Below are 14,858 nucleotides of genomic sequence, written 5' to 3' on the forward strand. Positions count from 1 at the left end.
AAGGAGACGAGACATGAGCCGCCATCCTGATTTCGTGCCTCAAGGTGTGATCCCGGCGGTTCTGCTGCCGTTCCACGAGGATTTGTCGATCGACGAGCAGAGTTTTCGGGCTCACTTGCGCGACGTCGCCGCGGTGCAGGGACTGTCCGCCATCACGATCAATGCTCACTCCACCGAGGTCGCCTCGTGTACCCGGGATGAGCAACGTCGCGTCATGGAGATCGCGAGCGAGGAAGTCGGCGGCAAATTGCCGATCATTCACGGCGTTTGGGCGGACGGCAGCCTGGAGGCGGCGCGGATCGCGCGCCAGGCTGAGGCCGGCGGGGCTTCGGCGCTGCTGGTGTTCCCGCCGGCGCCCTTCACCCTCGGCCAGTCGGCCGAGATGGCGCTGGCCCATTTCAAGACCATCAGCGATGCGACCGATCTGCCGCTGATCGTATTTCAATATCCTCTGGCCACGGGCCAGGGCTATCCGGCGTCGACGCTGGAGCGGCTGTTCGACGAAGTGCCGACCATCCGCGCCATCAAGGACTGGACGGCAACGGTGCCGCAGCACGAGAGTCAGCTTCGCGCGCTGCAGGGGCGCGCGCGTCCCATCAACGTACTGTCCACCAACAGCGCATGGCTGTTGAGTTCGCTGGTGCTCGGCTGCAATGGCCTGCTTTCAGGCAGTGGCAGCGTCATCGCCGATCTTCAAGCCAGGCTCTATCGCGCCGTGCAGGCCAACGATCTTGCGGAAGCGCGCCGACTCAACGACCGAATTTATCCGACGGCGCGCGTGTTCTACGCCGATCCCTTCGTCGACATGCACAACCGCATGAAGGAAGCGCTGGTGTTGCTCGGCAAGCTGCCACGCGCCGTGGTGCGTCCGCCGCTGGTTAAGATATCGGACGCGGAAATCGCGCGGATCCGGGACGCGCTGATCGAGGCAGGGCTGCTCGGTACCCGAACCGCGCTGGGGCGCAACGCGGCATAATCAGGGCTGAAAGATAATTGCAACCATCACAACTTTACTCTGCGACAACATCGCGCGGCCCCATGCCCGGGCGCTAGTCGTCGCGTAGCCTGAGCTGCTCGACCATGGCGGCTATTTCTCCCTCGAACTTCGCAAGGCGGTCGCCCTGTGTCTTGAGGCGGTCGGATAGCTTCTGCATCTCGTCGCGTTCCAGTGACTGCGCGAGCCGATGAATGATCTCGTCGTGGAGCGAGCGCCCATTTGCCGCTTCGACGAGTTTGTCTCGCATCCCCTCTGGCAGACGGATCTGCAATCGATCCGCAGTCCTGCCAGTTGCCGTCGCTTTTTCTATCCGGGGTGCCGCGTGCGTGACTGATTTCGGTAAGGTTGCCTTTTTCTTGGCCACGCTCGTCTCTCCAAAGGCCAAGCCGCAAGGAATCGCGCCTCGATGAAGCTTGCAAAGCAATCCGACAATTCAGGCGTGATTGAGGACGTTGACCGAAGATCAGCCGCGCTGCATTCGACCTGACCCCTTGGCCCATAGCTTGCTTCCCCCGCTTCATCGTCATCAAACCAACCATCGTCCGGGTAGCAGTCCTCCCGGACCCCACAAAAATCCCCGCCCGTCTCGACTCGCGGCCCCGGCGTCTTTAACGTTTCCCGCCACAGCAACGGGGCGAGAAATGGCAAAGAAAACCATCATCAAGCGGAAGAGCGGCGCGAAGGCAGCAAAGAAATCGGCGAAAAAGTCCGCCGGACGCACGGCCGCAAAAACACGAAAGAAAGCGGTCTTACAAAAACCCGCCAAGGCGCGGCCGCCCAAGGGACCGGTTTGGCAATGGTCGGCGCTGCAGACGGCAGCCGCCATCCGCTCCGGTGCGATTTCCTCTGTTGAAGTTGTCGAAGCCCACATCGCACGCATGCGCGACGTCAATCCGAAGCTCAACGCGGTTGTGGTCGATCTGTCGGAGGAAGCGCTGAAGGCGGCAAAAGCTGCGGACAATGCCCGGACAAGAAAGATCGAGCTCGGCCCGCTGCACGGCCTACCGATCACGATCAAGGAAAACGTCGACTATGAGGGGCGGCCCAACCCCAACGGTGTAGCCGCGCAGATGAATATCATCGCCCCCTCCGATGCGCCGGTCGTGCGCAATCTCAGGAAGGCTGGCGCCATCGTGCTCGGCCTGACCAACACGCCCGAGTTCTCGTTCCGCGGCTTTACGGACAACCCGCTGCACGGGCTGACGCTGAACCCGTGGGATCCCGATATCACCTGCGGCGGCTCGTCGGGCGGCGCCGGCGCCGCGGTAGCGGCCGGCATCGGCACCATCGCGCACGGCAACGACATCGGCGGTTCGCTGCGCTGGCCGGCGCACTGCAACGGTGTCGTCACCATCAAGCCGACGCAGGGCCGCGTTCCGGCCTATAACGAGAGCGCCGCGGCCGAGCGGCCGATGCTCGCTCACCTGATGTCGGCGCAAGGGCCGCTGGCGCGCAGCGTCGGCGACGTCGGGGTCGCGCTCGAAGTGATGAGCCAGCGCGATCCGCGGGATCCCTGGTGGGTCGCAGCGCCTCTGGTCGGGCCAAAGCCGAAAGGCCCAATCAAGGTCGCGCTGGCCAAACTGCCTGACGACATGGACGTCGCTCCCTCGGTGCGTGATGCACTCCGGCAGGCCGCGGACCATCTCGAGCGTTCGGGCTATCGCGTCAGCGAAATCGAAGTTCCTGATATCAACGGTGTCTGGCAGACCTGGTGCGACATCATCGCCAACGAGACCGCGATGCTGCAGGAAGCCGCGATGCTGAAAGTCACTTCGCCCGATTTCCATGCCGCCTGGAACGGCATCAAGGCGAAGGCGAACACGCTCGACCTCCTGGGCTGGATGCGCGCCACGGCCGCGCGCAACAGCCATATCCGGGCCTGGCAGTTGTTCTTCGAGGAGTACCCTGTCGTGCTTGCGCCTACGACCGTGAAGCCGACGCCCGGTCCGCGCGAGGATGCTATCAGCCCGGAGCGTACGCGCGAGCTGTTCTGGAACGACCTGCGTTTCATTTCCGCAATCAATGTGCTCGGCCTGCCCGGCGCCGTCGTGCCTGTAACGCTGCATGAAGGCCACCCGATCGGCGTGCAGTTGATTGCAGGACGCTATCGCGAGGACCTCGCACTGGATGCGGCGGCGGCAATCGAGAAGCGAGCGGGAACGCTGGTGCCCCGGTTGTGGGAGAAGATGGCCTGAACCCCTGGCCGTCATCGCGCGCCATTGGCTTGACTTCATGAGGCAATCCATCGAGAGGTGGATCGCCTCCGCTCGGGAGCCATGGCGGAGCAAGAAAATTCAAATGGGAGCCGTCCGATGTCGTCGCGCAAGTCAGCCAGAACCGCGAGCGCCTCGCTCACCGTCAAGGACGCTACCTTCGGCCTGCTGCGCGCGTTCGGCATCAAGCGCGTGTTCGGCAATCCCGGCTCGACCGAATTGCCGTTCCTCAGCGACTGGCCGGACGACATCGATTATGTGCTCGGCCTGCAGGAAGCCTCCGTCGTCGGCATGGCGGATGGCTATGCGCAGGCGACCCGCAACGCCGGCTTCGTCAATCTGCATTCCGGCGCCGGCGTCGGCAATGCGCTCGGCAATATCTACACCGCCCACCGCAACCAGACGCCGCTCGTGATCACGGCCGGCCAGCAGGCGCGCTCGATCCTGCCGCTGCAGGCCTTTCTCTATGCCGAGCGCGCCTCGGAATTTCCGCGGCCTTACGTCAAATACAGCGTCGAGCCGGCGCGCGCCGAAGACGTGCCGGCGGCGATCGCCCGCGCCTATTACGTCGCAATGCAGCCGCCCTGCGGGCCGACCTTTGTCTCGATCCCGATCGACGACTGGACGCGGCCGACGCAGCCCGTCGAGGCCCGCCAGGTCAGCCGGGAGATCGGCCCCGATGCGGAGGCGATGAAGACGCTGGTTGCCGCGCTCTCGGCGAGCAAGCGCCCCGCCCTTGTCGTCGGCCCCGCCATCGACCGCGCCGGGGCTGTCGATCTGATGGTGCGGGTCGCGGAGAAGACGAAGGCGGCCGTCTGGGTCAGCCCGTTCTCGGCGCGCTGCTCGTTCCCGGAACGGCATCCGCAATTTTCGGGCTTCCTGCACGCCTCGCCGGGACAGCTATCGGAAGCGTTGCGCGATCATGACCTGGTGGTCGTGATCGGCGCGCCGGTGTTCACCTTCCATGTCGAGGGCCATGCCGCGATCTTCGACGGCGCGACCACGATCTTCCAGATCACCGACGATCCGGACGCCGCCGCTGTCACGCCGTCGGGCGCCAGCATCATCGCCACCATGAAGCCGGCGCTGGCGATGCTGCTCGACCTGCTTCCGGAATCAACGCGCGCGATGCCGACAGGCCGCACACTGCCGCCGGCGCCATCAGCCGCCGATCCGCTTCCCGTCGAATTCCTGCTGCACGCGCTGTCGCAAGCCATGCCCGCCAATGCGGCGCTGGTGGAGGAAGCGCCCTCGCATCGCCCGGCGATGCAAAAATTCATGCCGATGCGCGGCCAGGACAGTTTTTACACGATGTCGAGCGGTGGCCTCGGCTACAGCCTGCCCGCCGCCGTCGGCATGGCGCTGGGGCGTCCCGGCGTCCGCACCGTCTGCCTGATCGGCGACGGCTCGGCGATGTATTCGATCCAGGCGTTGTGGACTGCGGCCCGGCGCAAGCTGCCGCTCACAGTGATCGTCATCAACAACGCCGGCTATGGCGCGATGCGCTCGTTCAGCCAGGTGATGCAGGTGCGCAATGTGCCGGGCCTCGAACTGCCCGGCATCGATTTCGTAAAACTCGCCGAAGGCATGGGCTGCCATGCCGTGCGCGTGACGAAATCATCCGAACTCGCAGGCGCGCTCAAGGACGGGCTATCGCATGACGGCACCAGCCTGATCGAGGTGATGGTGGATTCCGCCGTGCCACTGCTTTACGCGCAGAAGGGGTGAAGGCGAGACTCTATCCCTCATTCTGAGGGCGAGCAACTTCGTAGCCCGGATGAGCGCAGCGATATCCGGGAACTCACGCGCACCGGTCCCGGATATCGCTGCGCTCATCCGGGCTACGGTGTTCTACGCGCCGCGGCGATTTCGTTCGCAAGCCGGCCATAATCCGCCCAGACCAGATTAAGGAACAGCGGCGGCTCCTGCTGCGCCTGCAGCAGTTGCGCGTAGCGCTCGCTGGCGCCCTTCATCTCCCACCATTTCTGCGCCGACATCGCCACTCTTCGGAAGTGGTTGAGCGTCCCCGAAAATGTCCTGCGGTCGGCCCCGGCAAGGCCGGCGCAGTGATTGAGCCAGTTGAATCCGGCAATGACTGATATCGCCAGGTCGCTCATCGTGTTGCCGGTGAATTCGATCACCGTTTCATCGTGCGGCAACTGGCGAAGATAGCCGTCCAGTATCGCCGCTTGCGAGCAGGGCTCGGCGAGCAGCCTGAATTCGCCGCGCGGCACCGTCAGCAGATAGCGCACGGCTTCCAGCCGCGTGTGGTTGCAGACCTGGTCCTTGTCGGCGCCGGCATCCGACGCGGTCCGCTTGCAGGCCGGATAGACCCATTTCCCGTTGTCGACCTCGTCGAGATATTGCTTGCCCCGCTTCTCGATGTCGGCCAGCAGCGCATGCGGAGCATCCGGCGCCGGTGGCGCTTTTCCGAATGACCAGGAACGCCAGCTCATGGAACCTCTTTGATTTAAAGGCTCGACAATTCCAACGCGAGTTCCGCCCGCAGCACCACTTGACGGCCCTCTACGCTCGCACGAGAATTCAGCACGGGGCAACTCTGGAGTGAGTATCATGAAACAACCAGGTTTCGGAAAAGCTGCCCTCGCCGTCTCCGTCTTCGCATGTGCGAGCCTGCTCTCGTTTGATTGGAGCGAACCAAAGGGGGTTTCGCTGTCGATCGAGCGCGCACAGGCACAGGTGGTTGACCCGTTGGCCGATCCATCGACCCCGCGCGCTACCCGGCGGCAGGCGCGTCGGGCCGCGGCCGCCGGCGCAGCGGTTGGCGCCGGTGCTGTCGCAGCCGGAGCCACGGCCGCTGCCTACTACGGAGGCGGCGGCCCCTATGCCGCTTACGGCGGCCCCGGCTATTACGGCGGTCCCGGTGCGTGGAGCCAGGACTACGCGTCGCGCAACGGCATTATCTGTCAGCCCGGCACAATGGTCCGCCTGGATGACGGCCTGATGCACAGGTGCCAGTAAGATAGGTGATCGGGGAAAGGCGGCCGAAAGGCCGCCCTTCTCGCCAGGCTACTTGGCGTATGTTTCCCGCATCTTCGCCTGGATCTTCGCCATGCCCGATATCCAGCGGTCGTAATTCTCGGTCTTCTTGCGCATGTAGCTGAGCACCTGCGGGTGCGGCAGGATCGCAAAAGTTTCCTCTTCCAGGCCCTTCAGCACATCCTGCGCCACCTGCTCCGGCGAGAGGTCACCGTCGCCGGATTGCGGGCCCTTCGGGATCGAGCGCAGCATGGCGGTATCGACACCCTGCGGGCACAGGATTGAAACCTTGATGCCGTCTGCCTTGTGCGAAATCGCGAGGTTTTCGGCAAACCCCACCGCGGCATGTTTGGTGGTCGAATAGGCCGGGCTGCCGACCTGTGAGAGAAGTCCGGCCGCGGAAATCGTGTTGAGGAAATAACCGCCGCCGCGCGCCTTCATGCGCGGGATCAGGTGCCGCGCCGCATAGACATGCGCCATGACGTGAACGGCCCAGCTTCGCGACCAGGGTTCGTCAGAGGTTCCGCCCGCGTTGGCGGACAGCGGGTCGAAGCCGCCGCCGATGCCGGCATTGGAGCAAAACAATGCGATCGGGCCGAATTGACGTTCGGTCTCCTCGACGACGTGAAGGATGTCTTTCTCCTTTCCGACATCGCATTTGAAGGCCGCCCCGCCGATCGGCGTGGAGACGGCGCGCGCGCCACCGGGATCGATATCGGCGACCACCACCTTGGCGGCGCCGGCGCGATGAAAGGCCTCGCACATCGCCTTCCCGATGCCGTTGGCGCCACCGGTGACAACCACGACTTTGCCGGTCACCTGCATGGCCGCTCCTCCCGTTTTTTATGATGTTACGTCAAGATTATCATATCGAGAATAGCCGTATAATGGCACGCCGCGCCGAGCAAGACGAAGCCGTGCCAGATCGCATTCTGAAATCGCAGTCGCTGCCAGGCATGGAAGATCACGCCGAGGCTATAGAGCACGCCGCCCGCCACCACCAAGCCCAGCGCCAGCGGCGGCACCGCCTTGACCACGGCATCGCCGAGCATCACGCCGCTCCAGCCCAACGCGAGATAGAGTCCCACGGCCAAACGATCGTATCGTCCCGGGCGCACAAGCTTCAACGCCACGCCGGCGATCGCGACGCACCACACCCCGGCGAGCAGCGCGATGGCGAGATAGCTCTCCCTCAGCGCCATGATGAACGGGGTGTAGGTGGCGGCGATCAGCAGATAGATCGCGGAATGATCGAAGCGCCGCAACACCCATTTGGCGCGCGACACCGGCCAGAGATTATAGATCGCCGAAAATGTCAGCATCGCGAGCAGGCCCGCGACGTAAACCGATACCACGGCAATTTCGAACGCGCTGGCATAGACCGCGGTCAACACGATCAGAACGGTAGCGGCGACAAGCCCCAGACAGATCCCGACGACATGCACGACGCCATCGGCAATCAGCTCGGCGCGGTCGTAGTTCCACTGCATGGCGTCAGCCGCCGCATGGAAGGATGTCGAGGCGAGTTGTTTCAGTCTGAAGATGGTCATGCAGGCCTGCAGAATCTGATGAGGGAGCGATTAAGACGTGGGTCTTCCGAGGCAACGAACCCGTTCAACGCCACCGCCGTGGCATTTTCGTGCTGCCGGAGACCGTATATCCCCGGGGAAGCCCGTCGTCAGCCCTATCACGGATGCTTGATTTTGGCCCGCCGATCGCCACTTTCCTGACATCGCCCACCAACGCTTGTTTCGAGCCTTCCGCGCCCGCATGGCCCCCAGTTTTTCAGACATCGTCGAGGAAGCGCGCCTGTCGGCGCGGGCACTTTTCGACTACGGCGACAGCTTCTTCAATCCGACGGTGCGGCTCGGCGTCACAGGCCTGTCGCGCGCCGGCAAGACCGTGTTCATCACGGCGCTGATCCACGGCCTGACCCGCGGCGGCAGGTTTCCGGTCTTCGAGCCCTATGCCACGGGCCGGATCGCCCGCGCCCGGCTGGAGCCGCAGCCGGACGATGCGGTGCCGCGCTTCGATTATGAGAACCATGTCCGCACCCTGATCGAGGAGCGACGCTGGCCGAGCTCGACGGTGGACATCAGCGAACTGCGCCTCGTCATCGACTACCAGCGGCAGAATGGCGCCGACCGCACGCTCACCATCGACATCGTCGACTATCCCGGCGAATGGCTGCTCGATCTCCCGCTGCTCAACAAGAGTTTTGAGCAATGGTCGGCGGAAAGTCTCGCATTGTCCCGCGAGGGCCCGCGCGCAAAACTTGCCGCGCCGTGGCACGAGCAGCTGAAGACGCTTGAGCCCGATGGCCGCGAGAACGAACAGGCGACGCTCGCCGCGGCGAAATTGTTCACGGATTATCTGCGCGCCTGCCGCGACGAACGCTTTGCGATGAGCCTGCTGCCGCCCGGCCGTTTCCTGATGCCGGGCAATCTCGCCGGCTCGCCGGCGCTGACCTTTGCGCCGCTCGATGTCGCACCCGAGGCCAGCGCGCCCGACGGTTCGCTGTGGGCGATGATGCGGCGACGCTACGAAGCCTACAAGGACGTCGTGGTGCGTCCGTTCTTCCGCGATCATTTTGCGCGGCTCGACCGGCAGATCGTCCTGGTCGATGCACTCGCAGCCTTCAATGCCGGGCCGGAAGCGCTGCATGATCTCGAAGCGGCGCTGTCGGGCATTCTCGACTGCTTCCGCATCGGCCGCGGCACGATCCTGAGCAGCCTTTTTCGTCCCCGGATCGATCGCATTCTGTTTGCCGCCACCAAGGCCGATCATCTGCACCATCAGAGCCATGACCGGCTCGAAGCCGTGCTGCGGCGGGCGGTCGCCAAGGCGGCCGGCCGCGCCGAATATGCCGGTGCTGCCATCGACGTGGTCGCGCTTTCAGCGGTGCGCGCCACGCGCGAGGCGCAGGTCGCGCGCGGCCGCGAGAAGCTGCCGTCGATCATCGGCACGCCCGCGCCCGGCGAGACCGCCAATGGCGAAGCCTTCGATGGCGAGACCGAGGTGGCGACGTTTCCGGGCGACCTGCCCGCGGACCCTGAGGAACTGTTCAATGGCGGCTTTCGCGGCCTCTCCAGTACCGCTTCCGAACAGGCCGATTTCCGCTTCCTGCGCTTCCGGCCGCCGCTGCTGGAGCGCACGGTCAACGATGAGCCCGCGCTGCCTCACATCCGCCTTGACCGCGCCCTCCAGTTCCTGATCGGAGACCGACTGCAATGAGCGAGAAAACGCCGCATCGGCGGCCGGCGACGTTCAAGCTCGGCGATCCCGGCGTGGTCGTGATGGGTCCGGATGAAACCGGCCGCCCCGCCCGCGGCACCGTGCACATCACGCCCGAAGCCGATCCGGTGTTGTTGCCGGTGCCGATCGATACACCGCGTGTCCCGGCACGCCGCGGTTTTCGCTGGGGCACGCTGTTCTGGTCCGCCGTCGGCGGACTGGTGCTGCTGGCCTCAGGCCTCGGCGTCGTCAATCTGATCGAAGACCTGTTCGCGCGCAGCGAAACCCTGGGCTACGTCGCGCTGGCATTCGCGGCCGCCGCAGCGCTCGCGCTGGCGGTCGTCATCGGGCGCGAAGCCTTCGGGCTGGCGCGGCTGGCGGCGATCGAAAAGCTGCATCAGCGCGCGATCGAAGTGCTGCGCAGCGACGACCGCGCCGAGAGCCGCGCCGTCGTCAACGATTTGCTCAAGCTCGCGCATCAGAACCCGCAACTGGCGCGCGCCCGCGCCACGCTGGTGGGCCATGCCGACGACATCATCGACGGCGCCGACATGATCAAGCTGGCCGAGCGCGAATTGCTGGCGCCGCTCGACGAGGAAGCGCGCAGGCTGGTTTCCACAGCCGCGCAGCGCGTCTCGGTGGTGACAGCCGTCAGCCCCCGCGCCCTGATCGACGTGCTGTTCGTGTTCGTCGCCGCGATGCGGCTGATCCGCCAATTGGCGCGGCTCTATGGCGGCCGGCCGGGCACGCTCGGCATGATCAGCCTGCTGCGGCATGTCATCGGCCATCTCGCCATCACCGGCGGCATGGCGGTCGGCGATAGCCTGGTGCAGCAGATGCTCGGCCACGGCATCGCAGCAAAGCTCTCGCAGCGGCTCGGCGAAGGCGTGCTCAACGGCCTGCTCACCGCACGGCTCGGGTTGGCCGCGATCGACGTCACCCGCCCGCTGCCGTTCACCGCACTGCCGCGACCTGCGCTAGGCGATCTCGCCAAGGATTTGGTGCGCAAGCGCGATGGTGAAGAGTGAAAACGGGAACTCAAGCGCGCCCGGCGCTATCGTTCCCCTCCTGGTAGCTGATAGAGCAATTCGGGAATCAAAAAAGCGTCGCGATTGCTTTCTCGATCGATTCTTCTGAACAGTCCCGGATCAGCAAAAGCTCACCGCGCGCAAATGTTGCCGCGCTGGCGGTAACGACGGCATCCTTGGGGCAGATCCCGAAGCAATTCGTAAATACAAGTCGCGCGCGCCCCTTTTTCTGGCCTGCGCTACGCTGTTTCAGGCTGGCCTTCAGACGTCGTCTTAGCTTGCCGCCATTGGCCATTCGCTTCAGACATTTCCGGCACACCAGGACGGGGCCGGGCCGCCGCAGCTCCAGCGCGCGAAGCAAGGGTTTTTTCGACATGACCTCTACATGCGCATATCGCGACGTGGTCCGATCAAACCGCTTCGGCTTGCATCGACAGCGCGGCATCCGGTTCGGCCGCCTCGATCACCGCGGCCGGCGGCGTTTCGATCCGCTTCGGCAACGAGAGGCACTGCCTGGCGCCGGCCTCCTTGCTGATGGCCGAGATCGAATTGCCGGTCTTGCGAATGATATCGGCGAGTTGCGCATCCGTGAGCTTCAAACGCTTTCTCACGACCTTGACCTGCACACGGTCACGCACGTCAAGACAGTTTCGCGAGAGGGTTCTCCGGCGCATCATCATCTGGCTACCTGTTCTGTGGGAGAGGGCCACGGCAAGCGGGCGTTACGCCGCCTGACCGTGACCGGTGACTGTCCCGCTCCTCGCGAAATTCCATCTCCATGGATAGAACATCAAGGTTCACGCAGCGTTCCATTTCGGAAAAAATAATGCCCGCGCCTAAAGGTGGCCGAGCCGACACGCTCGGCATGATCAGCCTGCCCCCACGTCATTGGTCATCTCGCCATCACCGGCGGCATGGCGGTCGGCGACGGCCCAGTGCAGCAAGTGCTCGGCCACGGCGTCGCGGCGCGATACCTTGCGGCTATCGACGCTGGACGACATAACCGCCGTTATGTTTGGCATCCAGCGTAAGAAGGAACCGCAGTCAGTCGCCAACTCCGTTCCAATTGACGGTCAATCCGACCGCTGCATTCTCTTCCGAACTAGCGAGCCAATACCCATTTGCCTGGACAAGCTTGAGGAAGCGTTGAGTTTGCTCTTCGGGCAACGAGCCGGCGGCTGAACTCGATATCTCTTGTAGAAACCGGGCCATCTTTGTTGTTGTCACGCATATGATCGAAGCGGCCAGTTGCGACGAGTTTCTCCAAGCGTGCTTGGCGCCGTCCCGCACATCGAAGACGTCGCCTGGTCCAAGCTCCTCCCAGCGATCTTCGTTCAGAGCATTTATGTTCCCGGACACCACATAAAACGTCTCTCGATCGGCGTGACTATGCATCGGCACCACCGCGCCCGCGGGCAAGGTACATCGGATGAGACAGTAATCTCCTGCATTATCGGAAACGTCCGTGAGATACTCGTTCATCGGACGCAAGTGTTTCTGCGGGGAAAATACTTCCTGGGCATTGGCTGCGCTCGTCGAGCGACGATTATTCAGATTGAGATTGTCAGACATCGTCAGAGACCTCTTGCGTGATGCTGCAGGCAAGAAACTTGCAGATGAACGCTCGACTTGTTGACCGCAGCAGTTTGACACCATCGCCACCAGAGCGCCGTCCGATCGGCACAAGGATTGCCGTGCTGGTCCTCTCTCGGGCGGCTGATATCTAGAACAATGAGGGATGAACGTGGAGTGGCTGGCGCGCCCTTTCCGATGCGGTAACGCGCACTCTTTCAACGAACAGGAGCTCGTCATTTTGGTTAGCGGATAGGAAACACATTTTGGTGTACCGCTGTTGCGGCATTCAGACTTGTGCCGACTTGGAGTAGCTAGGTTGCATCATTTCCTCGTTGCAAAAGGGGAAGGCTAGATGACTAGCGGCAGTGAATTTCTTATCGGGCCAACATCGGATTACGAGACGTGGCGAACCGGCATCCGCTCAATCGGTGTGTTCAGTCCCCAGGAAGTCGAATCGAAAGTTTTTAAAGGTTCGGTCCGCGGCTCATGCATGTGGGGGATTATTGCGCTCGAAACCGCATTTGCGAGCCCCAGCGTCAGCCGGTTCGAACGGATGCGCCGGGACCCTCGCCTCAATAGCAGCGATTATTACAACGCAGTGTTTCAGATCTCCGGCCGGTCGACGCTGATTCAGAACGATCGTGCGACGGAGCTTGCTGTGGGCGACATTGGATTTGTCGATGTGGCCCGACCGGTGAGCCTGATCTCTGGTAACACGTCCTGCCGATGGCTGTCTTTATCTATGCCACGTCGGCCACTGATTTCCCATTTGGGCGTGGAACCGCGCAGCGGAATGCACTGGCACGGTGCAATACCCGCGTGTCGCCTCCTGTTCCGGCTCGTTTCGGACGGTCTTGGCGAAGGCGATACTTCATCCACCGCGGCCGAGCCCTACATTCAGCTCGCGATCTACGATTTGCTCGGCGCCTTATTCGCCGTTTCCGATTTGCCGCCTAATTCCTCTCACACTGACAAGCTGTTCACGCGCGTCTGCGGCATCGCCAGGAACCAGTTCTCCGATCCTGACCTTTCCCTTCGCGATGTGGCCCGCGAAGCGGGCATTTCATTGCGCTATCTCCAGAAGCTGTTCACGGCGCGCGGAACAACGTGCAGCCGGTTCATTCAATCGCTTCGATTGGATCACGCGGCGCGTCTTCTGAATAGACGAAAACTGACCAAATCGGGCCAGATGCTTACCGAGATCGCCTATGCCTCGGGGTTCCGCGACTATGCGCATTTTTCTCGAACGTTCCGCCTTCGATTTGGCTGCACGCCAAGTGTAGCCTCGGAAGGGCATATTTCCGGCAAGGCGTTGATGCGCGACATCGGCTAAAGGAGCGAGATCGCATGAAGAACGACCTCCACTCATCGCTTGGCAATGCATTGCGCGAATTTGCGAAATTGCTGCAATTACCGAGCATCATGGCGTCGTGTTCATCGCCGAGCGCACGTCTTGATGGTGGGCACGCTATCGCTTTGCGTACCCTATGAACCAGGTGGCGATTGCGACGAGCGTTGAAGATCGCCGTGATCACACATTGCTATTGTCGCGCTGCAGTAACTCCGGCGTGTGTTGACGCAGTTCGCGCGCGGGCGGTCGCTCGGACGGGTCGCGGCCAACCTTGGATTTCAACTCCATCAGGTCAGTGAAGACGTCGGCCTGGCGCCGCAATTCGTCGGCGATCATCGGCGGCTGGCTCGAAATGGTCGAAACGACCGTGACGCGAACACCACGGCGCTGCAACGCCTCGACCAGGGAGCGGAAATCACCATCACCGGAGAACAGCACGATCTGGTCGACGTGGTCTGCGAGCTCCAGGGCATCGACCGCGAGTTCGATATCCATGTTGCCCCGCACCTTGCGGCGGCCGCTGGCGTCGATGTATTCCTTGGTCGCCTTGGTGACCACGGCGTAGCCATTGTAATCGAGCCAGTCGATCAAGGGCCGGATCGACGAATATTCCTGATCCTCGATGATCGCGGTGTAGTAGATCGCACGAAGCAACGTGCCCCGGCTCTGGAATTCCTTGAGCAGCCGCTTGTAGTCGATATCGAAACCAAGCGTTTTGCTGGTCGCATAGAGATTGGCGCCGTCGATCAGGACCGCGATCTTGCCGAGGGAGGATGACATTCAGGCAATGACTCCAAAATTGTATGACAGGGAAACGAAGACGTTACTTCAGGTTGCTGTCTGGATGCGCGGCACAACTCGCCTGCGGGTATCTCAGGCCGCACTCACCATCAACGCGTAGAAGAAAGCAGGACTCGTCGCCGTGGACAGCTCAAATATCGTTGCCGCACCCGATCGCTTTGGCTGTGAAAATTTTCTGCGACAGCCGAAGCCGATGGCAGTGACGATAAGGTGCGCAACATTGACGCTCAATTGTCCGTAGGTAAGCGTCGCAGATACGAACAGATGCAGCTACTATACGAAGGTTTGTGGTCGTCGTGGCGCGACCAAACAACCCGGACGGGCAAGTCAGTCCGCAGGCTGGGCGTTGGCCGCAAATGACGATTTGGAGGCAGTGGGGTTGCGACAAAACCACTTGTCGGGCAAATCACCAAAAGTCTGTCCAGCCCCTTTTGCAAAAATATTCTGCTTTTGTTCTCACCCAAATCAACCGCATAACTCCGCTTGTCTCACGGCGGATGAGGGGCGTTGGCCATCGTCACGAACGTGCGGTGAGATGCGATGGACGCTGAATGCGCGCGAGACGTACGCGCCTTAAGCGTACGGCGAAGTCGTGTGGTTCGGGCGCCGCGGTGCTGGCGTTAAGTTGGCGGGATCTGTCTCGCTGGCGACGGAGGCAA

The 14,858-nt window shown here is 62.7% G+C and carries 16 protein-coding genes; 7 read left to right on the forward strand and 9 right to left on the reverse strand.

Features of this window, described 5'->3' with window-relative positions:
• The first annotated feature begins 13 nt into the window (after nucleotides 1-13).
• A complete protein-coding gene (locus V1283_RS30095) occupies nucleotides 14-976 on the forward strand; it encodes a dihydrodipicolinate synthase family protein (protein WP_334390237.1) in 963 nt (320 codons plus the stop codon).
• A 73-nt stretch (nucleotides 977-1,049) separates the two neighbouring features.
• On the opposite strand, the gene V1283_RS30100 is transcribed toward V1283_RS30095, so the two are convergent.
• Entirely contained in the window at nucleotides 1,050-1,361 is a 312-nt protein-coding gene (locus tag V1283_RS30100; RefSeq protein ID WP_334390238.1) for an Arc family DNA-binding protein, read from the reverse strand.
• 277 nt (nucleotides 1,362-1,638) lie between these two features.
• Here V1283_RS30100 and V1283_RS30105 point away from each other — a divergent pair, with 277 nt between their 5' ends.
• Both V1283_RS30105 and mdlC read left to right on the forward strand, forming a co-directional pair.
• Nucleotides 1,639-3,192, forward strand: a complete 1,554-nt coding sequence (locus V1283_RS30105) for an amidase family protein (protein ID WP_334390239.1) — start codon at nucleotides 1,639-1,641, stop codon at nucleotides 3,190-3,192.
• A 117-nt stretch (nucleotides 3,193-3,309) separates the two neighbouring features.
• Nucleotides 3,310-4,938, forward strand: coding sequence for a benzoylformate decarboxylase (gene mdlC / locus V1283_RS30110; protein ID WP_334390240.1), 1,629 nt, complete (start codon nucleotides 3,310-3,312; stop codon nucleotides 4,936-4,938).
• 113 nt (nucleotides 4,939-5,051) lie between these two features.
• Here the strand turns inward: mdlC and V1283_RS30115 are convergent, their stop codons facing one another.
• A complete protein-coding gene (locus V1283_RS30115; protein ID WP_334390241.1) occupies nucleotides 5,052-5,666 on the reverse strand; it encodes a hypothetical protein in 615 nt (204 codons plus the stop codon).
• 118 nt (nucleotides 5,667-5,784) lie between these two features.
• On the opposite strand from V1283_RS30115, the gene V1283_RS30120 reads away from it, so the two are divergent.
• Nucleotides 5,785-6,192, forward strand: a complete 408-nt coding sequence (locus tag V1283_RS30120; RefSeq protein WP_334390242.1) for a hypothetical protein — start codon at nucleotides 5,785-5,787, stop codon at nucleotides 6,190-6,192.
• Nucleotides 6,193-6,240: 48 nt separating this feature from the next.
• Here the strand turns inward: V1283_RS30120 and V1283_RS30125 are convergent, their stop codons facing one another.
• Nucleotides 6,241-7,035 (reverse strand): SDR family oxidoreductase, encoded by a 795-nt coding sequence (locus tag V1283_RS30125; protein ID WP_334390243.1) that lies wholly within the window; start codon nucleotides 7,033-7,035, stop codon nucleotides 6,241-6,243.
• Nucleotides 7,036-7,061: 26 nt separating this feature from the next.
• Nucleotides 7,062-7,760, reverse strand: a complete 699-nt coding sequence (gene trhA / locus V1283_RS30130; protein ID WP_334390244.1) for a PAQR family membrane homeostasis protein TrhA — start codon at nucleotides 7,758-7,760, stop codon at nucleotides 7,062-7,064.
• 220 nt (nucleotides 7,761-7,980) lie between these two features.
• Between trhA and V1283_RS30135 the strand changes: the two genes are divergently transcribed.
• Both V1283_RS30135 and V1283_RS30140 read left to right on the forward strand, forming a co-directional pair.
• Complete coding sequence (locus tag V1283_RS30135; protein ID WP_334390245.1) at nucleotides 7,981-9,444, forward strand: YcjX family protein; 1,464 nt, start codon at nucleotides 7,981-7,983, stop codon at nucleotides 9,442-9,444.
• A complete protein-coding gene (locus V1283_RS30140) occupies nucleotides 9,441-10,472 on the forward strand; it encodes a YcjF family protein (protein ID WP_334390246.1) in 1,032 nt (343 codons plus the stop codon). Before V1283_RS30135 ends, V1283_RS30140 begins: the two co-directional genes overlap by 4 nt.
• A 67-nt stretch (nucleotides 10,473-10,539) precedes the next feature.
• On the opposite strand, the gene V1283_RS30145 is transcribed toward V1283_RS30140, so the two are convergent.
• From V1283_RS30145 to V1283_RS30160, 4 genes are all read right to left on the reverse strand, one after another.
• The gene (locus V1283_RS30145) at nucleotides 10,540-10,848 is read right to left on the reverse strand and encodes a (2Fe-2S) ferredoxin domain-containing protein (RefSeq protein ID WP_334390247.1); all 309 of its coding nucleotides are present in this window, start codon (nucleotides 10,846-10,848) and stop codon (nucleotides 10,540-10,542) included.
• 34 nt (nucleotides 10,849-10,882) lie between these two features.
• On the reverse strand, nucleotides 10,883-11,152 hold the full coding sequence (locus V1283_RS30150) for a DUF3606 domain-containing protein (protein WP_334390248.1): 270 nt from the start codon (nucleotides 11,150-11,152) through the stop codon (nucleotides 10,883-10,885).
• Between the two features lie 189 nt (nucleotides 11,153-11,341).
• Nucleotides 11,342-11,473 carry a hypothetical protein gene (locus tag V1283_RS44825; protein ID WP_442895790.1) on the reverse strand — a complete coding sequence of 44 codons (132 nt, stop codon included), beginning with the start codon at nucleotides 11,471-11,473 and terminating at the stop codon, nucleotides 11,342-11,344.
• Nucleotides 11,474-11,516: 43 nt separating this feature from the next.
• Entirely contained in the window at nucleotides 11,517-12,044 is a 528-nt protein-coding gene (locus V1283_RS30160) for a cupin domain-containing protein (RefSeq protein WP_334390250.1), read from the reverse strand.
• Between the two features lie 355 nt (nucleotides 12,045-12,399).
• Between V1283_RS30160 and V1283_RS30165 the strand changes: the two genes are divergently transcribed.
• Nucleotides 12,400-13,380, forward strand: a complete 981-nt coding sequence (locus tag V1283_RS30165; RefSeq protein ID WP_334390251.1) for a helix-turn-helix domain-containing protein — start codon at nucleotides 12,400-12,402, stop codon at nucleotides 13,378-13,380.
• 198 nt (nucleotides 13,381-13,578) lie between these two features.
• On the opposite strand, the gene V1283_RS30170 is transcribed toward V1283_RS30165, so the two are convergent.
• Nucleotides 13,579-14,178, reverse strand: coding sequence for a LabA-like NYN domain-containing protein (locus V1283_RS30170; RefSeq protein ID WP_334390252.1), 600 nt, complete (start codon nucleotides 14,176-14,178; stop codon nucleotides 13,579-13,581).
• Nucleotides 14,179-14,858: the final 680 nt, after the last annotated feature.

This window comes from Bradyrhizobium sp. AZCC 2262, from assembly GCF_036924535.1.
Taxonomy (GTDB): Bacteria; Pseudomonadota; Alphaproteobacteria; order Rhizobiales; family Xanthobacteraceae; genus Bradyrhizobium.